Here is a 20,118-nt window from a genome sequence, read left to right on the forward strand (position 1 = left end):
TCATTCATATCTTCTCCATTTCCCCATAAATATAATACAAATCGGACGAGAGGGGTGTGGGAGTGTGAGCGATCGAATTGAACATATTCGAAAGCGAATCGCCAAGCGAAAAAAGGAGCGTGAACGTTACGTTCAAACGATGATGACAAATTGGAGTGAAGAAGAAAAATATGGGAATCCAATGGTTGTGACGTACGATGGGGAGCGAGAACCGCCACTTTTTCGCAAAGATATATTTTTATTTAAAAGTTTTCTGTCAGCTCTTTTGTTTTTTGGCGTTGCGATTTTATTTCAATATGACTCCCCGAACGTTGAAGGTGCCCGTACATTTGTGAAACAAGCGATGGAAAAAGATTTTCAATTTGCGACAGTTGCACAATGGTACGAAAAAACATTTGGGAAGCCACTTGCGTTTTTTAACGTAAACAAACAACAAGAGACAACAACAGCCGCATATGCCTTTCCGGCTTCAGCGCGCGTCGTGGAAACGTTTGAACATAATGGACAAGGCATTGTCATTGAAACCGATCAAGCCATTAAAGCAGTCGAAGAAGGAATTGTTGTATTTGCAGGAGTGAAAGAACCGTACGGAAAAACAGTCATTATTCAACATGCGGATGGAAGTGAAACTTGGTACGGAAAGTTGTCTGCTATTTCGGTGAAGTTGTATGACTTTATTGAGGCAGGAAAAGAAGTTGGGAGAGCGGAAACGAACGATCATAAAGGTTTGTTTTATTTTGCCGTGAAGCAAGGGGATCATTTTATTGATCCAGTTCAGGTGATTTCCTTTGAATAAATGGTTATCTATTTTTATAAACATTCATATTCATCCGCTTTTTTGGGCTGTTGCGCTTATTGCTGTTATGACTGCACAATTTCAGACACTTCTTTTATTGTTTTGGATTGTGATTTGGCACGAACTCGGACACGTTGTCGCAGCGCATATGTTTTCATGGCGCGTCAAACGCATTTTACTTTTGCCGTTTGGCGGAGTGGCTGAAATGGATGAACATGGTAATCGGCCGTTTCATGAAGAATTGATCGTGACGTTAGCGGGGCCGTTTCAGCATATATTTATTTTTTTCATGGCATATATCGCTCAAGAGGCAAACATGTTATCTAATGAATGGTACCAGCAACTAATGGAATATAACATATCTATTTTACTCATTAACTTATTGCCTATTTGGCCGCTTGATGGAGGGAAGCTCTTTTTTTTGTATCGTACGGCGCGCACATCGTTTCGCCGGGCGCACGAACAAACGCTTTATGCTTCCGTCTTTTTTTTAGTCATTTGCTTCGTCTTTTTATTGATCAATGCTCCATTGCACATCAATTTATGGATCATCGGCTGCTTTTTAGCGCATGCCATTTGGATGGAATGGAAGCAACGTCCGTATGTATGGATGCGTTTTTTGTTAGAACGATATTATGGAAAACGGGTCGAATATCGAGCGTTAAAGCGACTTGTTGTGGATGCAAATGATTCGTTATTTCACGTTCTTCTCTTATTTCATCGCGGGAAAAAACATGCGATTATCGTAAAGAAAAATCAAATGGAAATGGAGCTTGATGAAAACGAGTTGTTGTACGCTTATTTTCATGAGAAACGAACGAATGAACCGATCGGCCATTTGCTTTATACGTATTGACAATTGTTTTCTTTTTATGCTATCATCTTCTATGTTGTGTAGCACCCGTGCTACAACCGCTCAGCTAAGGCTATTTAAGCGTTCGCTTGAACCGCCTCACAGCTGGCGAGTCTGAGTCTAATTTAGGAGGTGCAAATATGTACGCGATTATTGAAACAGGTGGAAAACAAATTAAAGTAGAAGAAGGCCAAGCGATTTACATCGAGAAAATTGATGCAGCAGAAGGCGAAACAGTAACATTTGACAAAGTGTTATTTGTAGGTGGCGAAAACGTAAAAGTTGGCAATCCTACAGTCGCTGGCGCAACAGTAACGGCGAAAGTTGAAAAACATGGTCGTCAAAAGAAGATCATCGTTTTCAAATACAAGCCAAAGAAAAACTATCGTCGTAAACAAGGTCATCGCCAACCATACACAAAAGTTGTGATCGAAAAAATTAACGCATAAGGCGTAAGCGATGATTCGTATAACGATTAATCGGACGGTGGAAGGGACGATTCGTTCCTTTACGATTAGCGGACACGCTCAGTTTGCGAAGCGTGGACAAGATATTGTATGTGCCGGTGTATCAGCCATTTCGTTTGGTGCGGTTAACGCAATCATTGCGTTGACGAATGTGAAACCGATCATTCAACAAGGAAAAGATGGCTATCTTCATTGTGAACTTCCGACAATTGAAGATAAGAAAGCACAAGCGGATGTGCAACTTCTTCTTGAAGGGATGATCGTGTCGCTCCAAACGATTGAGCGCGATTACGGGAAATACGTCAAAATAACGACGAAAACGTTGTAGGAGGTGACACGGCATGTTACGTTTAGATCTTCAGTTTTTCGCATCGAAAAAAGGGGTAGGTTCAACGAAGAACGGTCGTGATTCGATCGCAAAACGTCTTGGCGCGAAGCGTGCAGACGGTCAATTCGTTACAGGCGGCTCTATTCTTTATCGTCAACGCGGAACAAAAATTTACCCAGGATTAAACGTGGGACGCGGCGGCGACGATACACTTTATGCGAAAGTTGACGGCATCGTTCGTTTTGAGCGCATGGGTCGCGATCGCAAAAAAGTGAGCGTATATCCTGTTGTGAAAGAAGCATAAGGAAGTGGAAAACTCTAACCGACTTGGTTAGGGTTTTCTTTTTGTTAACGTATGTTATAATTATAGTCAAACTGTTTATGGGAGAATGAATGATGGAGAAGCGGTGGACGATTGTAGAGGCATTGCGCCATTCCCGACACGATTGGCTCAATAAAATCCAATTAATTAAAGGAAATTTATCTTTGAAACGCATCGATCGTGTCAATGAAATCATTCAACAAATTATCATTGAAGCAGAAAATGAAACGAAGCTAACGAATTTACAAACAGAACGGCTCGCTGAACTGCTGATGACGTACCATTGGCAAGCACGTCATATTCAACTAGAGTATGAAGTGTTAGGAGAGCCGCGCTCATTACATGCATATGACCATATGCTCGCTACATGGTGTCAACGATTTTTACATATGCTTGAGGAATGTTCTTCTCCGCATGTTGAAAACTATGTAACGATTACGATTGATTTAACAGAAAACGATATGCGGCTCTTTGTTGATTACCGCGGCATGCTTCATGAAATTGAGATGGTAAAACAATGGATTCAAAAGCATAGTCAGTATGATGCGTTTACAATTTGTGAACATGCGATTCATGAACATGAACTAACCATATGTGCAATCATTCATCTTGTTGAGTAGATGAGAAGATCGGAGGAGAAAAACGATGTTTGTTGATCAAGTGAAAATATACGTGAAAGGTGGCGACGGTGGAAACGGAATGGTCGCGTTTCGACGCGAAAAATACGTACCAAAAGGCGGACCTGCCGGAGGAGACGGCGGAAAAGGTGGCGATGTCGTCTTTGTTGTTGATGAAGGGTTGCGCACGTTAATGGATTTTCGCTATCAACGCCATTTTAAAGCGCCGCGTGGCGAACATGGCATGTCAAAAAATCAACACGGGAAAAATGCGGAAGATTTAATTGTAAAAGTGCCGCCTGGGACGGTTGTCATTGACGATGAAACGAAAGAAGTCATTGCTGATTTAACAGAGCATGGACAACGATTTGTCGTAGCGAAAGGCGGACGAGGTGGACGTGGAAACACTCGCTTTGCGACTGCATCAAATCCGGCTCCAGAAATTGCTGAAAATGGTGAGCCAGGGCAAGAACGATACGTAACGCTAGAATTAAAATTGCTTGCGGACGTTGGACTTGTTGGCTTTCCGAGCGTTGGCAAATCGACGTTATTGTCCGTCGTTTCAGCGGCAAAACCGAAAATTGCAGAATACCATTTTACAACGATCGTTCCGAATTTAGGTGTTGTTGAAACAGAAGACGGCCGCAGTTTTGTTATGGCTGATTTGCCAGGTCTTATTGAAGGGGCGCATCAAGGTGTCGGGCTCGGGCATCAATTTTTGCGCCATATTGAGCGGACGCGCGTCATCGTTCACGTCATTGACATGGCTGCGATGGAAGGGCGAGATCCGTATGAAGATTATTTAGTCATTAACGAAGAATTAAAACAGTACAATTTGCGTCTAACAGAGCGGCCGCAAATTATTGTTGCAAATAAAATGGATATGCCAAATGCGGAACAACATTTGCGTGAATTTAAAGAAAAGCTAAAAGACGATGTGCCTATTTTCCCAATTTCAGCAGTGACACGCCAAGGGTTGCGCGAACTATTATTTGCGATTGCTGATCTGCTTGAAACGACGCCAGAATTTCCGCTTTATCCACAAGAGGAAGAAGCAATTCATCGCGTCGTTTATAAATTGGAAAAAGAGGAAGCACCGTTTCATATTACGCGTGATGATGATGGAACGTTTATTTTGTCAGGAGAAAAAATTGAAAAGATGTTTAAAATGACCGATTTTTCACGGGAAGAGTCGGTGCGTCGTTTTGCACGTCAATTGCGTTCGCTTGGTGTCGATGATGCGCTGCGCGCTCGCGGAGCAAAAGATGGAGATATTGTCAAACTGTTGAATTACGAATTTGAATTTGTCGACTAATGCGAAAGGGGGAGCTTGTGCGGTGGATAAAAAATTTTATTTAGTGCGAGAAGATGTATTGCCTGAAGCAATGAAAAAAGTGTTGGCGGCAAAAGAATTAATTGAACGAAAAAAAGTCGATTCCGTTGCTGACGCTGTACAGCTTGTCGATGTCAGCCGAAGCGTTTTTTATAAATATCGTGACGCTGTTTTTCCGTTTCATACGATGGTTCGGGAACAAATTATTACACTTTTTTTCCATTTAGAAGACCGCTCAGGCACCCTTTCGAAGCTATTAAGCGTCGTTGCCGCGGCAAATTGCAACGTTCTTACGATTCACCAAACGATTCCGCTTCAAGGGCGGGCAAATGTCACGTTGTCCGTTAGTACGAGCGAGATGACGATGACGATCGATGAGTTGCTTTCGCAATTAAAACAGTTGCCTTTTGTTGAAAAAGTAGAAATTCTCGGTTCAGGGGCGTAGAGAGGGGAAGGATTGTGAAAATAGGATATTTAGGACCAGAAGGGACGTTTACGCATGCGGCTGTGGAAGCGATTTTCCCTCATATACGAAACGTTCCATATCATACGATTCCACAATGTATGGACGCCGTCCGCGACGGAGAAGTCGAGCTAGCCGTTGTCCCGCTAGAAAATGCACTAGAAGGTTCTGTGAATTTGACGATCGATTATTTAATTCATGAATGCAATTTACCGATTGTTGGAGAAATTATTGCACCAATTGAGCAACATTTGCTCGTACATCCATCTCAATTGGACGATTGGATGCATGTTGAACGCATTTATTCTCATTCACATGCGATTGCTCAATGCCATAAGTTTTTACATCGTCATTTAAAGCACGCCACGTATGAATACGTCACATCAACAAGCGCAGCAGCAAAATATGTGAGCGAGCATCCAGAAGAAAAGATCGCGGCGATCGGCAATCGTCTTGCAGCGAAACAATACGGTTTAGCCATTGCGAAAGAAAACATTCATGACTATGACTACAACCATACGCGCTTCATTGTTTTGCATCGTGAGCGCAATTTGTTGCCTGTTACAGATAAAGAAGATGGGTTTAAAACGACGTTAATGGTCATGTTGCCAAAAGATCAGGCAGGAGCGCTCCATCAAGTGTTATCAGCTTTCGCATGGCGAAAGCTTAACTTGACAAAAATTGAATCCCGCCCAGCGAAAACAGGGTTAGGGAACTACTTTTTTATTATTGATATTGATCAAAAAATGGACGACGTTTTAATTCCAGGAGCGATTGCAGAATTGGAAGCGCTTGGCTGCACGGTGCAAATATTAGGTAGCTATCCATACTATACGGTGAAAAAAACATCCCTCGTGTAAAGGGATGTTTTTTTACTCAATCAAAAACCCGGCTTGTTTTAATGCAGCGCATGCTTCATCTAGTTTTTCGATGGAATCTGCTTCAAGTGTATGCAAATGAACACCACCGGTCAGCTGAGATAAATAAGCGGATTTCGTTTCGTTAATTTTTTGAATGAATTCATCGACTTCTAACCGATTGCTTACCATAATGGACGCCGTTAAATCCCCGTATACCGGATGTTCAATTTTCACGTCTTTGACCGTGACTCCATGGTCAACAATTGTATATAGTTCGTCTTTCGTTTGTTCTGGCGTGTGGCAACAAGCGATGGTGCGCGTATACATATGGGTAGAAGAAGGGGATAAATATAAGTATCCTTGGCTTGTTGCAATAATCGGTTCGTTTTTTGCTTTTAATAGCGAAATATCTTGAACGATCACTTGGCGGCTCACGTTCGTTTTATTAGCCAACTCCATTCCTGTCATCGGGCGTTTCGTTTCTTTTAACCATTGCAAAATGAGCGTTCGACGTTCTTCCCCTAGTAGTTTTCTCTCTTTTTTCATCGTGACATCCTTTCTTTTTGAAGCTGTTCAAGTGCGGAAACAACGGCTTCGACCTCGCTTTTTGTCGTATGCATGCCAAATGATAGACGAATGAATTGTTTTGCTTCGTCTTCTTCTTTCCCGATGGCGGTCATCGTTTTTGATGGTGCTTGCTTGCCGACTTGACATGCGCTTCCGGTAGAAATCGCAATACCGTGGCGATTGCAATGCAACATCACATATTGTCCTTCAAAGCCGTGAACGAGACAGCCAACAATATTCGGGAGTTGATCTGTCTGATGTTCGAAAACAGTGATTGGCAGTTGTTTTTTCACGATTTGTTCAACAAAATAACGACGCAATTCGGTTATGTTTTGTTGAACCGTTTCCCGTTTTTTTTCCGCTTCAAGCGCTGCGGTTGTGAACGAAGCGATGCCAGGGACGTTTACCGTTCCAGGACGAAATCCGCTTTCATGTGTTGTGTTTGGCAGCCACATATGCCAACGTACGCTCGGATTCACATACACAGCCCCAACCCCTTTTGGACCATAAATTTTATGGCTAGCAATCGATATGCTATCGAGGTGAAGTTGTTTCACATCTATCGGTATTTTACCAAAAGTTTGTACACAATCGCTATGAAAGACAATTTGTTTTTCTTTTAATAACTCACCGATTTGTTGCAACGGTTGAATCGTACCAATTTCAGAATTCGCATGTTGAATAGAAACGAGAATCGTTTCGTCCGTTAATGCCTGTTCAAGCGTTCCGATATCCACTTGCCCGAAGCGGTCGACTGGCACGTACGTAACGGTAAATCCTTCTTGTTCGAGTTGCGCGCATACAGCGTGAACGGAAGCGTGCTCGACGCTTGATGTAATAATGTGTTTCCCTTTATGGCGATGGGCGTAAGCGAGCGAACGGATAGCAAGAACGTTCGCTTCTGTTCCTCCGCTTGTAAAATATATTCCTTTTTCCTCGCCACGAATGAGTTGGGCGAGTTGTTTTCGACAAATTGTAAGCAATTCGTTTGCTGCTGTTCCGACATCATGGAGGCTACTTGCATTTCCAAAATATGTTCTCGCACTTTCTACATAGACCGCTAGAGCTTCTTCACTCATGGGCGTTGTTGCTGCGTAATCTAAATAAATCATCTCGTTCACCACTTCCAAAAACAAAAGTCTTGTCATCAGTTTAAATATATGTCAATATAGGTGTCAAGACAGTATGAAATGGAGGAACATCCATGCGCGAAGCGGATGTGATTATCGTTGGTAGCGGCCTTGCAGCGTTAATGGTTGCCTATCATTTATGTGAGCATAAAAATGTGATTATTTTCACGAAGTCGAAAAAAGAAACGAGCAACTCTTGGCTTGCTCAAGGGGGCGTTGCTGCTGCCATTCATCCTGACGATCATTGGTTAACTCATTATACGGATACGATGATTGCCGGATGTGAGCATAATGACGAGGAAGCAGTACGCATTTTAGTTCAAGAAGGACGCGAGGTCATTCAACAGTTTATGAACGTCGGTTTTTCATTTGATGTTGATGAGCATGGCCAATTGCTTTTCGGACAAGAAGGTGCGCACCGCATGAGGCGTATTTTACATGCGGGGGGCGACGCGACAGGAAAAAACATGGTTTCATTTTTATTTGAAAAGCTTTCTAGCCGTGTGACGTTTATTGAAAACGATCCCGTCATTGATTTGCTCGTTTCCGATGGACGTTGCGTGGGGGTACAAACGAAAAATGGAACGTATACAGCGAACGCGATCGTCATTGCGACTGGCGGGATTGGACAGTTATATACGTTTACATCAAATGCAGAAACGGCAACTGGCGATGGCATTGCGATGGCATATCGAGCGGGTGCTGCTTTAGCAGATATGGAATTTGTGCAATTTCATCCAACGATGCTTTATGTGGACGGAAAAGCTGTTGGCCTCATTTCGGAAGCGGTTCGTGGAGAAGGAGCGATTTTATTGACCGATGACGGTCGTCGCGTCATGGACGGAGTGCATCCTCAAAAAGATTTAGCGCCACGCGACGTCGTATCTCGAGCGGTTGATCGCGAAATGAGAAACGGTCATTTTGTTTTTTTAGATATTTCGATGATTCCGCATTTTTCATCCCGTTTTCCGACGATTACATCGCTTTGTGAGCGCTATCAAGTCGATTGGCGCAACGGTTTCCTTCCTGTTGTCCCAGGTGCTCACTTTTTAATGGGCGGCATCGTTGTGAATGTCGATGGTGAAACGACATTACCGGGACTGTATGCGGTTGGGGAAGCAGCATGTACAGGTGTGCACGGAGCGAACCGTTTAGCAAGCAACTCGCTGCTTGAAGCGCTCGTCTTTAGTCGACGTGTTGCTTTCCATCTGTTGAACAAAACGGAGCAACGTTTGATATTAAAGAAAAGCGAAAGAAAAGAAAATAACGTACATATTGCGTTACCGACAAAAGAGGACATTCAGCATATGATGACGCAATATGTCGGCATTGTGCGCGATTATGATCAACTGTTTTACGCGAAACAATGGCTTGAACAATATTCGATTGATGAGCTTGTCAACATGTCAACAGAGTATGATGACGAGAAGCGGACGATTATATACATGTTGATCGTTGGCTGGCTTGTGACGACTTCAGCTTTGCAAAGAAGAGAAAGCCGAGGGGCTCATTATCGAAGTGACGAGCCATTTGAAAGAACGTATTGGGAAAAACGGCGCATCGTCCGCACGAAAGAAGAACATTTCATGAAGGAGGGATTTCGTTGAATGAGCTAAAGCTAAAAGAGTTGCTTAAGCAGTTTTTTTTAGAAGATATCGGAGAACGCGATATAACAAGCGAAACGATCTTTTCCCGTGAGGATGAAGGAAGAGCGATATTTGTTGCCAAAGAAGATGGAATTATCTCAGGGGTATCGATTATTGATATCGGATATAGGCTATTGCATCCATTGATCACATGTCAATTATATAAAAGAGATGGAGAACGCGTAAAAAAAGGAGAGGTTATCGCCGTCGTTTCAGGTCCGACCATCCCGATTTTATCAGGTGAGCGCGTCATTTTAAATATACTCCAGCGCATGAGCGGGATTGCTACGTTGACAAATCGAGCTGTTCGAGCGTTAAATAGCAACCATACACGCATTTGTGATACGCGAAAAACGACGCCGGGCCTGCGGATGTTAGAGAAATATGCCGTAACGTGCGGCGGTGGATACAACCATCGTTTCGGTTTATATGATGGAGTGATGATTAAGGATAATCATATTGCGTTTTGTGGTTCCATTACAAAAGCAGTCGAACGCGTCCGCTCGCAGCTTGGTCATATGGTAAAAATTGAAGTGGAAACAGAGACGAAACAACAAGTGATCGAAGCGGTTGAGGCAGGAGCGGATGTCATTATGTTTGATAATTGTACGCCTGAAGAAATTCGTGAATTTGTTCAACTCGTCCCACCATCGATCATTACGGAAGCTTCCGGCGGAATTACTCTTGAAAATATTGCACAGTATCGGGATACAGGTGTGGACTATATTTCGTTAGGCATGTTGACGCATTCAGCGAAAGCGTTAGATATTAGTTTAAACGTGCAGTAGGAGGAATGAGCGATGAACGTATTACAACTCATGCAACAACAAGATGCGATGCCAGAGACGTATAAACAGTTGTCAGTCGAAGAAATGGAACAGCGCGTAGCCCGTGTCAAACGAGAGCTTGGTACGCGTTTATTTATTCCAGGACATCATTATCAAAAAGATGAAGTCATCCAATTTGCGGATGCGACCGGTGATTCATTGCAACTCGCACAAGTAGCAGCGAAAAATAAAGAAGCTGAATATATTGTATTTTGCGGCGTACATTTTATGGCGGAAACAGCTGATATTTTAACAAGCGATGAACAAGTCGTCATTTTGCCAGATATGCGTGCCGGATGTTCGATGGCAGATATGGCGGAAATTGAACAAGTGGAGCGAGCATGGCCAATATTACAACAAATGTTTGGAGATACGATTTTACCGTTAACGTATGTTAACTCGACTGCTGCGATTAAAGCGTTCGTCGGCTTACACGGCGGAGCAACGGTGACATCATCAAACGCGAAAAAAATGGTCGCTTGGGCGTTTACACAAAAGGAACGCATTTTCTTTTTGCCTGATCAACATTTAGGAAGAAATACAGCTTACGATCTTGGCGTTCCACTTGAACAAATGGCTGTATGGGATCCAGCGACAAATACACTTCAATACGACGGTGACGTTCAGCAAGTTAAAGTGATTTTATGGAAAGGACATTGTTCTGTCCATGAAAACTTTACAGTAAAACATATTGAACATATCCGAAAAACAAAGCCAGATATGAAAATTATTGTTCATCCAGAATGTAGCTGGGAGGTTGTTCAACAAGCAGATGATGCAGGTTCGACAAAATACATTATTGAAACGATCGCTCAAGCACCGTCAGGAAGTAAATGGGCAATCGGAACGGAAATGAATTTAGTTAACCGGATTATTCAGCAACATCCAGATAAAGAAATTGTATCGTTAAATCCGTATATGTGTCCATGTTTAACGATGAATCGCATTGATTTACCACATTTGCTTTGGGCGCTTGAATCGTTGCTTGAAGGGAAAGTTGTCAATCGCATTACTGTTCCGAAAGATGTAGCTGAAGGAGCGATGCTCGCGCTTGAGCGCATGTTAGCGCGAGCATAAACGGATCGGCATTTTTTTGCCGGTCTTTTTTATTTTTATCATAAAAAAAGCTTTCCGTTCATAAGTTATGTTGAAGCCTAGTAGCGACAAGCTGAACATGACATACACGTCACGTCTGAGTATAGGAGGGGGAAACACGTGAAAATCCATATCGTTCAAAAAGGAGACACCCTTTGGAAAATTGCGCAAAAATATGGGGTTGATTTTGAAGAACTAAAAAAAATGAATGCTCATTTAAGTGATCCAAACTACATTATGCCAGGTATGAAAATTAAAGTACCGACGCCAGTCACTCCGGTAAAACCTGTAAAAAAGGAAACACAAAATATTTCTGTTGATGTCGACATTCACGTAAACAAAAAGGAGCAACCGTTGCAACAGCCGATGAATGTTGAACCAATTGCAAAAGAAATTCCAATTGCAAAAGAACAAGAGAAAAAAGAACAACCGAAACAAGAAACGCCGCTTTTACCGCCGAAGCCACCAAATATTATGCCAAATATGATGGAGCCTGAAGAAGAGATACCAATGCCACCGATTCTAGACATTCCACCGATTCCAACGACACAGGCGCCAGTCATGGAAGAACAACCACAACAACCAATGCAGCCGCAGCCTGTTCCAATGCCTGTGCCGATGCCAATGCCGTGCGTTCCTGTTTCGCCGATTATGCCGGGATACGGTTTCTATCCATGGTTCCCACCGATGTATCCTGTTATGCCATGGACGTATCCACAAGGGGCTATGAATAACGATGATTGCGGATGCGGTGAGCAGTTACAACCGACACCATATATGCCACAAATGCCAACAGGTGAATATTCTCAACATTCGCAACCGATGATGCCGCAAATGCTAACAGGTGCAGGGGAGTATTCACAACAACCGCCACAAGCACCGTATCCACAACAAATGTATGGTGAAAACGTACCGATGGTGCCACAGCCGATGTATATGCCACAGCCAGCTATGCCGTATAGTCCGTACGGGTGGCAACAAGGATGGCAGGGGCAGCCGTATGGGATGAATCCGTATTTTTCAGTTCCTTATCGTGAGGAGGAAGAGGGGCAATAATGTCGCCTCTTTTTCTTTTTAGTTTTTGTGTGATAAAATGAACATGATGATGTAAAAAGAAAGGGATGTACATATATGGAACAAAAAATTGAAAAACTAATTACATGGCTTCGTGAACGAGTACAAGAAGCTGGAATGAATGGAGCGATCGTCGGGATTAGTGGCGGAATCGATTCTGCTGTCGTTGCCCATTTAATTAAACGAGCGTTTCCTAACAACTCGTTAGGGTTAATTATGCCATGTAAAAGCAATCCGAAAGATAAAGAAGACGCATTAAAAGTTGTCCAAAGTTGTGGGATTGATTACCATATCATTGACTTAACAGAAACGCATCGCGTACTATTTGGGGAAATTGAAAAGCAATTAAAGGAAAAAGGGCAGTGGAACGAGCAAGCAGCTCGCCTTGGCGATGCAAATACACGCGCGCGCTTGCGCATGACGACGTTGTATGCTGTGGCGAACAATTACGGTTATCTTGTTGTCGGAACGGATAATGCGGCGGAATGGCATACAGGGTATTTTACAAAATACGGTGACGGTGGCGTCGATTTAGTGCCACTCGTTCATTTCACAAAAGGCGAAGTGCGCGAAATGGCACGCATCCTCGGTGTACCTGAAGAAATTATTACAAAAGCGCCAAGCGCAGGTCTTTGGGAAGGACAAACAGACGAAACTGAAATGGGAACAACGTACGATATGATTGACAAATATTTAAAAGGTGAGCCCATTCCAGAACGAGACCGTGAGATTATTGAGCGGCTTCATGAACGCTCCCACCATAAACGGCAATTAGCTATCGCTCCGCCAAAATTTTAACAGCGATAAAACCCCCTTTTTTGCATCAAGCTAATGATGTAGACTGTCGTCTACAAAAGCAAAAAGGGGGTTTTTCCTTTGCGGAAACGAATCGTCGCTCTCGGTGCAGTCATTGCTCTTAGTGGACTAGCAGCTTGTAATAACCAAGCGTTTGATACACGTTATACCGATCGTACACGTCCGATCGGATATTACTCAAATGAAAATGATATGACCGGCTTTCAATACGGTCGTTACGGGACGGAGCGTTTAAACGGAAACGTTCGCCAAGTGCGGGATAATGACGGACCGATTACAGAAATGCTTGATCGGGGCATGGATCGAACAACTCGAACACCGCAAGTCGATCGCAATTTTAGTCGTGCCGATCGCAACTATCATGGACATTTGAATGCGATGGATGAACGAACACGCCCATCGTATTACCGTAACTATAACGGGGCGTTAGCTGAAAAAATTGCAAAACGTGCAGCGAACGTCGCCAACGTAAAAGATGCACGTGCAGTTGTCTCAGGTGATCGTGTCGTCGTTGCCGTATCGACGACAGAGAAAAATACAACGCGCATTGAGCGTCTCGTTCGGCAGGCGATCGCTCCATATACAGCGGGGAAAACAGTTCGCGTTGTGGCAAATGAAAGCATGTATAACCGCATCCGCACGCTCGATAACGATATTCGCGACGGTGGTCCAATGGATCAACTAGAGCGTGATATTCGCGACATATTTAATGACATGGGTGATATGATGGAACGTCCATTTATGAATCGTGGGTAAAGAACAGGGGTGAGCCCCTGTTCTTTTTTATTTATTTTTGGTATAGTTTTTATGGACATTTTTCACATATGAGAGGGGATCCGAATGGCAGGACATTCCAAGTGGAAAAATATTCAACGGCGTAAAAATGCACAAGATGCGAAACGCGGAAAATTGTTTATGAAGCTTGCAAAGGAAATTTATGTAGCTGCAAAAATGGGCGGAGGCGATCCGACGACAAACGCTTCGTTGCGTCTTGCGATTGAAAAAGCAAAATCAGCGAACATGCCGAATGAAAACATTGAACGTGCGATTAAAAAGGCAACAGGCAACCAAGAACATACACATTACGAAGAAATTCGTTATGAAGGATATGGACCGGGTGGCGTAGCGGTCATGGTCATTTGTTTAACAGATAATAAAAACCGTACTGCATCGAATGTTCGTGTCGCGTTTTCGAAAAACGGTGGAAACTTAGGAGAAACGGGATGCGTGTCGTATTTATTTGATCGAAAAGGGCTCATTGTCATCGCTCGGGAAGATTTAAGCATCGATGAAGATGACATGTTGTTACAAGCGATTGAAGCAGGGGCAGATGAAATGGAGACGACGGAAGATTCGTTTGAAATTTACACGTCTCCTGAACAGTTTGAACAAGTAAAAAATACGTTAGCTGCGCAAGGATTTACGTTTGCGACGGCTGAAATCACAATGATTCCGCAAACGTATACAACATTAACAGGCGACGATTTAACGAAAATGTTAAAGCTTATTGATATGCTTGAAGATGATGATGATGTACAAGAAATTTACCATAATTTAGATGAATCTATGTTAGAATAACGGTCTTGCGATGGCAAGGCCGTTTATTTTTAGGAAAAATGGTCAATATATGAATGAGGTGACAATGATGAATATAATCCTTACACTATGGATGAGTTTATTTTTAACACAACAAGCATCTCCTGTACACATGACAGTCATTTTAGAAACGGTATATATGGATGGGGAAGTTAGTGAGGAAATAAGGGAAGAAACCGTAACGTCGATGAAAGACATTTGGAACAAATATAAAGATTGGCAGCTTATCAATATGGATGACGAACAAATTGTTTTCCAACGTTACGTTGATGACCTTTCGCCATTAACGAAAGCAGGGTATTTCGGTCTTACTGAAGATGGCACGCTTTCTATTTTTGAAGGAAAACCAGGTGAGTCATCTCGCGTCATTCAGTCGTTTTTTCAAATTGATGTAAAAAAACTTGAAAGTCACGAACGAGAAAAACTGAAAAAGGGCATTTCCGTTCGTTCGAAAAGAAATTATGAACGCGTCATCGAAGCGTATGAACCGTTTGGAAAATAAGTCCGCGCATAAAAGCGGACTTTTTTCATATCGTTTCCCTACGCCTTGCGCTTTCCGCTTTTCTCATCTTATGCTAAAATGAAAGGCGTGAGAAAAGGAGGACGGGGTTTTGATTGAATTTATTCGTGGCTATGTGGATTACGTTTGTCCGGAATATATTGTTATTGAAAATAACGGAATAGGCTATCAAGTTTTTACCCCTAATCCGTTTTCGTTCCAAATAAATAAACAACAACGAATCGTTGTATATACATATCAGTATGTGCGTGAAGATGTCCTCGCTCTTTATGGATTTCATACGCGCCAAGAGCGAGCGTTATTTGCTAAATTATTACAAGTGTCAGGAATCGGACCAAAAGGGGCGCTGGCCATTTTGGCGGCTGGTCAGCTTGAACAGCTTGTTGAAGCGATCGAAGCGGAAGATGATAAGTTTTTATGTAAATTTCCAGGAGTAGGAAAGAAAACAGCACGACAAATGATTTTAGATTTAAAAGGAAAATTGCAAGCAGTTGTCCCAGACGCTTTTCCGAATTTATTTAAGGAGCCGATTGAAGAAACGGACGCGCTTTCTGAAGCGCTTGAAGCGTTAAAGGCGCTCGGCTATGCCGAAAAAGAAATTCAAAAAGTCGTTCCTATATTAAAACAAGAGCAGTTATCGACAGAAGGATATATTAAGCTCGCTTTACAAAAACTATTAAAGTAAGGGAGGATGCATGATGGAAGAGCGTCTTATTTCAAGCGCGGCCGATTACGACGATGCCTCGCTTGAATACAGTCTTCGCCCAAAGCAGTTGCGAGAATATATCGGGCAACAAAAAGTAAAGGAAAACTTAACTGTATTTATTGAAGCGGCGAAAATGCGTGGAGAGACGCTTGACCACGTATTGTTGTATGGGCCGCCGGGGCTTGGAAAAACGACGCTGGCCGCCATTATTGCTAACGAGATGGGCGTTCAATTGCGTACAACAGCTGGACCAGCGATTGAGCGTCCGGGGGATTTGGCGGCAATTTTAACAACGCTTGAACCGGGGGATGTACTATTCATTGATGAAATACACCGCTTGCCACGAGCAGTGGAAGAAGTGTTGTATCCAGCAATGGAAGACTTTTGTTTAGATATCGTCATCGGCAAAGGACCGGCTGCCCGTTCTGTCCGCCTCGATTTGCCGCCATTTACGCTCGTAGGAGCAACAACAAGATCTGGAGCACTCTCTGCCCCGCTCCGCGACCGTTTCGGTGTGTTAAGCCGTTTAGAATATTATACCTCTGAAGAGCTCGCTCATATTGTGAAGCGAACCGCCCACATTTTTGCTGTCGAAATCGAAGAAGAAGCAGCGTTTGAAATTGCGCGTCGTTCGCGTGGCACACCGCGCATCGCAAACCGATTGTTGCGCCGCGTGCGCGATTTTGCTCAAGTGCGCGGGAATGGAACGATTACGTTTATTTTAGCGAATGAAGCGCTAGAACAATTACAAGTCGACCGTTTAGGGTTAGATCATCTAGATCATAAACTATTAAAAAGCATGATGGAAAAATTTCGCGGTGGACCAGTTGGATTAGAGACGATTGCTGCAACGATCGGGGAAGAAGCGCAAACGATTGAAGATGTATATGAACCATATTTGCTACAGATTGGCTTTTTACAGCGAACACCGCGCGGGCGAATTGTTACGCCTCTTGCTTACAACCATTTCGGTTTGGAGGTGCCACGATGATGAATGTGCCAAAAACAATTATGCTTCTTGGTGTCGTTCTTATTATTGTCGGTTTTTTGATGCAATTTATTAAACTTGGTCGTTTACCGGGGGATATTGTTATCAAGAAAGAAAATGCAACTTTTTATTTTCCTATTATGACGTCAATCATTTTAAGTGTCGTTCTATCGCTCGTTTTTTATATGATTGGTCGTTTTCGTTAATGAGATAAAGAAAGGGACGTGGACATGAAAGTAGATTTATTTGATTTTCATTTACCGGAAGAACTTATTGCTCAAACACCGCTTCCAAATCGCGAATCGTCGCGCTTAATGGTATTGAATAAACGAACAGGCGAAATCGCACACGAACCGACGTTTCGTTCCATTTTATCGTACTTGAAAGAAGGAGACTGCCTCGTTTTAAACGATACGCGCGTATTGCCAGCGCGATTGTATGGAGAAAAAGAAGGAACAGGGGCGCACATTGAAGTGCTTTTATTAAAACAGGTTGATGGAGATCAATGGGAAACGCTTGTTAAGCCCGCTAAACGTGTGAAAGTTGGAACGACGCTTTCGTTCGGTGATGGGCGCTTACGCGCGGAATGTGTAGCTGAGCTAGAGCACGGCGGGCGCATTCTTTCGTTTTCATATGAGGGCATGTTTCTTGAAGTGCTTGAGTCGCTTGGGGAAATGCCGCTTCCGCCATACATTAAAGCACAGCTCGATGACCGAGAGCGATATCAAACCGTCTATGCTCGCGAAGCTGGATCAGCTGCAGCACCGACGGCTGGGTTGCATTTTACACAACAACTTCTTGAAGATGTGCAAAAAAAAGGAGTGCATATTGTCTTTATTACGTTGCATGTCGGTTTAGGTACGTTTCGCCCTGTGAACGTAGAACATATTGAAGAACATGATATGCATGCTGAGTTTTATCAAATGACAGAGGAAACAGCAAACTTGCTAAACGATGTGAAAGCAAAAGGAGGGCGCATCATCGCCGTTGGGACGACATCGACACGCACGCTTGAAACAATTGCCTCTCGTCACGATGGCACATTTGTTGCTGAAAGCGGTTGGACGGATATTTTTATTTATCCTGGCTACACATTTCGAGCGATTGATGGAATGATTACAAATTTTCATTTACCAAAGTCAACGCTCATTATGCTCGTGAGCGCGCTAGCTGGTCGGGAGCATGTGTTGCGAGCTTACGAAGAAGCGGTGAAAGAGCGTTACCGATTTTTTAGCTTCGGCGATGCAATGCTTATTATATAAGTTGAGAAAGGGGACTATACGTGACACCAATTCGTTACGAACTCATTAAAACATGTAAACAAACAGGGGCGCGTCTCGGTATTCTTCATACGCCACACGGATCGTTTGAAACACCGATGTTTATGCCTGTCGGTACACTTGCGACAGTAAAGACGCTTTCGCCTGAAGAATTAAAAGAAATGGGAGCGGGCGTCATTTTAAGTAACACATATCATTTATGGCTTCGACCAGGACATGAGATCGTCAAAGAAGCGGGTGGTCTTCATTCATTTATGAATTGGGACCGCGGGATTTTAACAGATTCTGGCGGGTTCCAAGTGTTTAGTTTAAGCGAATTTCGTCGCATTGAAGAAGAAGGCGTATATTTCCGAAATCATTTGAATGGGGATAAATTATTTTTATCGCCAGAAAAAGCGATGGAAATTCAAAATGCGCTCGGGTCGGATATTATGATGGCGTTTGATGAATGTCCACCGTATCCTGCGACGTATGAGTATATGAAGCAATCTGTCGAACGGACAAGCCGATGGGCAGAGCGATGCTTAAAAGCACATCAGCGCCCGAATGAACAAGGTTTATTTGGCATCGTGCAAGGCGGAGAGTTTGAAGATTTACGCAAACAAAGTGCGCAAGATTTAGTGTCGCTCGATTTTCCGGGATACGCAGTCGGCGGCTTGTCTGTTGGCGAGCCGAAAAATGTGATGAACCGCGTATTAGAATTTACAACGCCGTTATTGCCAGCGAATAAGCCGCGTTATTTAATGGGTGTCGGTTCACCAGATTCGCTCATCGACGGGGCGATCCGCGGCATTGACATGTTTGACTGCGTCTTACCGACGCGCATCGGTCGCAACGGAACGGTCATGACAAGCGAAGGCCGCGTCGTCATTAAAAACGCAAAATATGCACGTGATTTTTCACCGCTTGACCCGAACTGTGACTGTTATACGTGTCGAAATTACACACGCGCGTACATTCGCCATTTAATTAAATGTGATGAAACGTTTGGCATTCGTCTTACGTCTTACCATAACGTCTACTTTTTGATAAAATTAATGGAGCAAGTTCGACAAGCGATTCGAGAAGATCGTCTCGGTGATTTCCGTGAGCAGTTTTTTGAACAATACGGCTTTCATGCGCCGAATGCAAAAAACTTTTAGAAAGGGGTGAAAATATGGAAACGTTAGCAAGCTTACTACCACTTATTTTAGTCTTTGCGATTTTTTACTTTTTGCTCATTCGCCCGCAACAAAAACGCCAAAAAGCTGTTCAACAAATGCAGGCGAACTTGCAAAAAGGAGATAAAGTCATTACGATTGGCGGATTGCACGGCATCATCGATTCGCTCGATGAAAATACGGTCGTCATTCGCGCGGGTGACGGTTCGCGTCTTACATACGACCGTGCGGCCGTTCGTGAAGTCGTGAATGAAAAATAAGACAGGTTGCTGCCTGTCTTATTTTTACGCGCTTCGTGAACGAGATGTGGCGACGTTGACACCAATGATGCCACCGATCATGGCAGTAATGAGAAAACCGACGTGGTATCCCCACTGTTCAATCGAAAACGTTTGGTCCATTCCGAGAAATTGAAATAAAAAAATGATAGTTGTAAAGATGGCACCCGTTGCTCCACCAAGCATCCAGCCGCGTTCTTTCCCTTTTCCACCTGCAATAAACCCACCGAAAAATAATGATAAAAATGCGAGACCGTGCATGACCCATTGCAATGACGTTTCATCATAACTTGTCAGCTTCAATAAAAGGGCAAATATAAAACTGCCTATGATGGCGCTTATAAAAATTGTCACGACCCCATGCAAAATAGCGCGAATCATCCTTATCCCTCCTTA

26 protein-coding genes and 1 other annotated feature are annotated in these 20,118 nt (G+C 43.3%); of the genes, 23 read left to right on the top strand and 3 right to left on the bottom strand.

Features of this window, described 5'->3' with window-relative positions; translation table 11 throughout:
- Positions 1-64: 64 nt before the first annotated feature.
- From LH47_RS04945 to pheA, 9 genes are all read left to right on the top strand, one after another.
- On the top strand, positions 65-796 hold the full coding sequence (locus LH47_RS04945; RefSeq protein ID WP_043965233.1) for a M23 family metallopeptidase: 732 nt from the start codon (positions 65-67) through the stop codon (positions 794-796).
- Positions 789-1,652, top strand: coding sequence for a M50 family metallopeptidase (locus LH47_RS04950; RefSeq protein ID WP_043965235.1), 864 nt, complete (start codon positions 789-791; stop codon positions 1,650-1,652). The genes LH47_RS04945 and LH47_RS04950 overlap by 8 nt, the downstream gene beginning before the upstream one ends.
- A 44-nt stretch (positions 1,653-1,696) precedes the next feature.
- Positions 1,697-1,775 (top strand) — a sequence feature (ribosomal protein L21 leader region).
- A 14-nt stretch (positions 1,776-1,789) separates the two neighbouring features.
- A complete protein-coding gene (gene rplU / locus LH47_RS04955) occupies positions 1,790-2,098 on the top strand; it encodes a 50S ribosomal protein L21 (protein ID WP_009361728.1) in 309 nt (102 codons plus the stop codon).
- Positions 2,099-2,108: 10 nt separating this feature from the next.
- On the top strand, positions 2,109-2,444 hold the full coding sequence (locus LH47_RS04960; protein WP_043965240.1) for a ribosomal-processing cysteine protease Prp: 336 nt from the start codon (positions 2,109-2,111) through the stop codon (positions 2,442-2,444).
- Positions 2,445-2,457: 13 nt separating this feature from the next.
- Complete coding sequence (rpmA, locus tag LH47_RS04965) at positions 2,458-2,748, top strand: 50S ribosomal protein L27 (RefSeq protein ID WP_003396301.1); 291 nt, start codon at positions 2,458-2,460, stop codon at positions 2,746-2,748.
- A gap of 89 nt (positions 2,749-2,837) precedes the next feature.
- The gene (locus tag LH47_RS04970; protein ID WP_052585013.1) at positions 2,838-3,386 is read left to right on the top strand and encodes a Spo0B C-terminal domain-containing protein; all 549 of its coding nucleotides are present in this window, start codon (positions 2,838-2,840) and stop codon (positions 3,384-3,386) included.
- A 25-nt stretch (positions 3,387-3,411) separates the two neighbouring features.
- Positions 3,412-4,698, top strand: coding sequence for a GTPase ObgE (obgE, locus tag LH47_RS04975; RefSeq protein WP_043965246.1), 1,287 nt, complete (start codon positions 3,412-3,414; stop codon positions 4,696-4,698).
- Positions 4,699-4,720: 22 nt separating this feature from the next.
- Positions 4,721-5,161: an ACT domain-containing protein gene (locus LH47_RS04980; protein ID WP_043965248.1), complete on the top strand. Its 441-nt coding sequence runs from the start codon at positions 4,721-4,723 to the stop codon at positions 5,159-5,161.
- Between the two features lie 14 nt (positions 5,162-5,175).
- Positions 5,176-6,039 carry a prephenate dehydratase gene (pheA, locus tag LH47_RS04985; protein ID WP_043965250.1) on the top strand — a complete coding sequence of 288 codons (864 nt, stop codon included), beginning with the start codon at positions 5,176-5,178 and terminating at the stop codon, positions 6,037-6,039.
- A gap of 12 nt (positions 6,040-6,051) precedes the next feature.
- Here pheA and LH47_RS04990 read toward each other — a convergent pair whose 3' ends face one another.
- A complete protein-coding gene (locus LH47_RS04990; protein ID WP_043965252.1) occupies positions 6,052-6,585 on the bottom strand; it encodes a transcription repressor NadR in 534 nt (177 codons plus the stop codon).
- A complete protein-coding gene (locus tag LH47_RS04995) occupies positions 6,582-7,718 on the bottom strand; it encodes an IscS subfamily cysteine desulfurase (protein ID WP_043965254.1) in 1,137 nt (378 codons plus the stop codon). Before LH47_RS04995 ends, LH47_RS04990 begins: the two co-directional genes overlap by 4 nt.
- Before the next feature lie 92 nt (positions 7,719-7,810).
- Here LH47_RS04995 and nadB point away from each other — a divergent pair, with 92 nt between their 5' ends.
- The 14 genes from nadB (at position 7,811) to yajC (ending at position 19,704) form a co-directional block, all read left to right on the top strand.
- The gene (gene nadB, locus LH47_RS05000) at positions 7,811-9,343 is read left to right on the top strand and encodes an L-aspartate oxidase (protein ID WP_043965255.1); all 1,533 of its coding nucleotides are present in this window, start codon (positions 7,811-7,813) and stop codon (positions 9,341-9,343) included.
- Complete coding sequence (gene nadC, locus LH47_RS05005) at positions 9,340-10,170, top strand: carboxylating nicotinate-nucleotide diphosphorylase (RefSeq protein WP_043965257.1); 831 nt, start codon at positions 9,340-9,342, stop codon at positions 10,168-10,170. The genes nadB and nadC overlap by 4 nt, the downstream gene beginning before the upstream one ends.
- 12 nt (positions 10,171-10,182) lie before the next feature.
- Entirely contained in the window at positions 10,183-11,286 is a 1,104-nt protein-coding gene (gene nadA / locus LH47_RS05010) for a quinolinate synthase NadA (RefSeq protein WP_043965259.1), read from the top strand.
- Positions 11,287-11,424: 138 nt separating this feature from the next.
- Positions 11,425-12,360 (top strand): LysM peptidoglycan-binding domain-containing protein, encoded by a 936-nt coding sequence (locus LH47_RS05015; protein ID WP_043965261.1) that lies wholly within the window; start codon positions 11,425-11,427, stop codon positions 12,358-12,360.
- Between the two features lie 75 nt (positions 12,361-12,435).
- Positions 12,436-13,176: an NAD(+) synthase gene (gene nadE / locus LH47_RS05020; RefSeq protein ID WP_043965263.1), complete on the top strand. Its 741-nt coding sequence runs from the start codon at positions 12,436-12,438 to the stop codon at positions 13,174-13,176.
- A 78-nt stretch (positions 13,177-13,254) separates the two neighbouring features.
- The gene (locus LH47_RS05025) at positions 13,255-13,950 is read left to right on the top strand and encodes a YhcN/YlaJ family sporulation lipoprotein (RefSeq protein ID WP_043965265.1); all 696 of its coding nucleotides are present in this window, start codon (positions 13,255-13,257) and stop codon (positions 13,948-13,950) included.
- 84 nt (positions 13,951-14,034) lie between these two features.
- A complete protein-coding gene (locus tag LH47_RS05030) occupies positions 14,035-14,772 on the top strand; it encodes a YebC/PmpR family DNA-binding transcriptional regulator (RefSeq protein ID WP_043965267.1) in 738 nt (245 codons plus the stop codon).
- Positions 14,773-14,836: 64 nt separating this feature from the next.
- Positions 14,837-15,292 carry an intercompartmental signaling factor BofC gene (locus LH47_RS05035; protein ID WP_043965287.1) on the top strand — a complete coding sequence of 152 codons (456 nt, stop codon included), beginning with the start codon at positions 14,837-14,839 and terminating at the stop codon, positions 15,290-15,292.
- A gap of 109 nt (positions 15,293-15,401) precedes the next feature.
- Positions 15,402-15,995, top strand: a complete 594-nt coding sequence (gene ruvA / locus LH47_RS05040; RefSeq protein WP_043965269.1) for a Holliday junction branch migration protein RuvA — start codon at positions 15,402-15,404, stop codon at positions 15,993-15,995.
- 13 nt (positions 15,996-16,008) lie between these two features.
- Positions 16,009-17,007 carry a Holliday junction branch migration DNA helicase RuvB gene (ruvB, locus tag LH47_RS05045; protein ID WP_043965270.1) on the top strand — a complete coding sequence of 333 codons (999 nt, stop codon included), beginning with the start codon at positions 16,009-16,011 and terminating at the stop codon, positions 17,005-17,007.
- The gene (locus tag LH47_RS05050; RefSeq protein WP_084221249.1) at positions 17,004-17,210 is read left to right on the top strand and encodes a DUF2905 domain-containing protein; all 207 of its coding nucleotides are present in this window, start codon (positions 17,004-17,006) and stop codon (positions 17,208-17,210) included. Before ruvB ends, LH47_RS05050 begins: the two co-directional genes overlap by 4 nt.
- A gap of 24 nt (positions 17,211-17,234) precedes the next feature.
- Complete coding sequence (gene queA, locus LH47_RS05055) at positions 17,235-18,266, top strand: tRNA preQ1(34) S-adenosylmethionine ribosyltransferase-isomerase QueA (RefSeq protein ID WP_043965272.1); 1,032 nt, start codon at positions 17,235-17,237, stop codon at positions 18,264-18,266.
- Positions 18,267-18,286: 20 nt separating this feature from the next.
- On the top strand, positions 18,287-19,426 hold the full coding sequence (tgt, locus tag LH47_RS05060) for a tRNA guanosine(34) transglycosylase Tgt (protein WP_043965274.1): 1,140 nt from the start codon (positions 18,287-18,289) through the stop codon (positions 19,424-19,426).
- Between the two features lie 14 nt (positions 19,427-19,440).
- Positions 19,441-19,704, top strand: a complete 264-nt coding sequence (gene yajC, locus LH47_RS05065; protein ID WP_043965275.1) for a preprotein translocase subunit YajC — start codon at positions 19,441-19,443, stop codon at positions 19,702-19,704.
- Positions 19,705-19,728: 24 nt separating this feature from the next.
- Here yajC and LH47_RS05070 read toward each other — a convergent pair whose 3' ends face one another.
- Positions 19,729-20,103, bottom strand: coding sequence for a TIGR04086 family membrane protein (locus LH47_RS05070; RefSeq protein ID WP_043965276.1), 375 nt, complete (start codon positions 20,101-20,103; stop codon positions 19,729-19,731).
- Positions 20,104-20,118: the final 15 nt, after the last annotated feature.

This window comes from Anoxybacillus thermarum (genome assembly GCF_000836725.1).
Lineage (GTDB): Bacteria > Bacillota > Bacilli > Bacillales > Anoxybacillaceae > Anoxybacillus > Anoxybacillus thermarum.

Excerpts from the sequence above, each read along its gene's own strand:
- ruvB (WP_043965270.1), top strand. The coding sequence starts at position 16,009 with ATGGAAGAGCGTCTTATTTCAAGCGCGGCCGATTACGACGATGCCTCG.
- nadE (WP_043965263.1), top strand. The coding sequence starts at position 12,436 with ATGGAACAAAAAATTGAAAAACTAATTACATGGCTTCGTGAACGAGTA.
- LH47_RS04970 (WP_052585013.1), top strand. The coding sequence starts at position 2,838 with ATGATGGAGAAGCGGTGGACGATTGTAGAGGCATTGCGCCATTCCCGA.
- LH47_RS04995 (WP_043965254.1), bottom strand. The coding sequence starts at position 7,718 with ATGATTTATTTAGATTACGCAGCAACAACGCCCATGAGTGAAGAAGCT.
- LH47_RS05050 (WP_084221249.1), top strand. The coding sequence starts at position 17,004 with ATGATGAATGTGCCAAAAACAATTATGCTTCTTGGTGTCGTTCTTATT.
- queA (WP_043965272.1), top strand. The coding sequence starts at position 17,235 with ATGAAAGTAGATTTATTTGATTTTCATTTACCGGAAGAACTTATTGCT.
- LH47_RS05070 (WP_043965276.1), bottom strand. The coding sequence starts at position 20,103 with ATGATTCGCGCTATTTTGCATGGGGTCGTGACAATTTTTATAAGCGCC.
- LH47_RS04990 (WP_043965252.1), bottom strand. The coding sequence starts at position 6,585 with ATGAAAAAAGAGAGAAAACTACTAGGGGAAGAACGTCGAACGCTCATT.
- rpmA (WP_003396301.1), top strand. The coding sequence starts at position 2,458 with ATGTTACGTTTAGATCTTCAGTTTTTCGCATCGAAAAAAGGGGTAGGT.
- LH47_RS04960 (WP_043965240.1), top strand. The coding sequence starts at position 2,109 with ATGATTCGTATAACGATTAATCGGACGGTGGAAGGGACGATTCGTTCC.
- LH47_RS05035 (WP_043965287.1), top strand. The coding sequence starts at position 14,837 with ATGATGAATATAATCCTTACACTATGGATGAGTTTATTTTTAACACAA.
- yajC (WP_043965275.1), top strand. The coding sequence starts at position 19,441 with ATGGAAACGTTAGCAAGCTTACTACCACTTATTTTAGTCTTTGCGATT.
- LH47_RS05030 (WP_043965267.1), top strand. The coding sequence starts at position 14,035 with ATGGCAGGACATTCCAAGTGGAAAAATATTCAACGGCGTAAAAATGCA.
- obgE (WP_043965246.1), top strand. The coding sequence starts at position 3,412 with ATGTTTGTTGATCAAGTGAAAATATACGTGAAAGGTGGCGACGGTGGA.
- nadA (WP_043965259.1), top strand. The coding sequence starts at position 10,183 with ATGAACGTATTACAACTCATGCAACAACAAGATGCGATGCCAGAGACG.
- rplU (WP_009361728.1), top strand. The coding sequence starts at position 1,790 with ATGTACGCGATTATTGAAACAGGTGGAAAACAAATTAAAGTAGAAGAA.
- nadB (WP_043965255.1), top strand. The coding sequence starts at position 7,811 with ATGCGCGAAGCGGATGTGATTATCGTTGGTAGCGGCCTTGCAGCGTTA.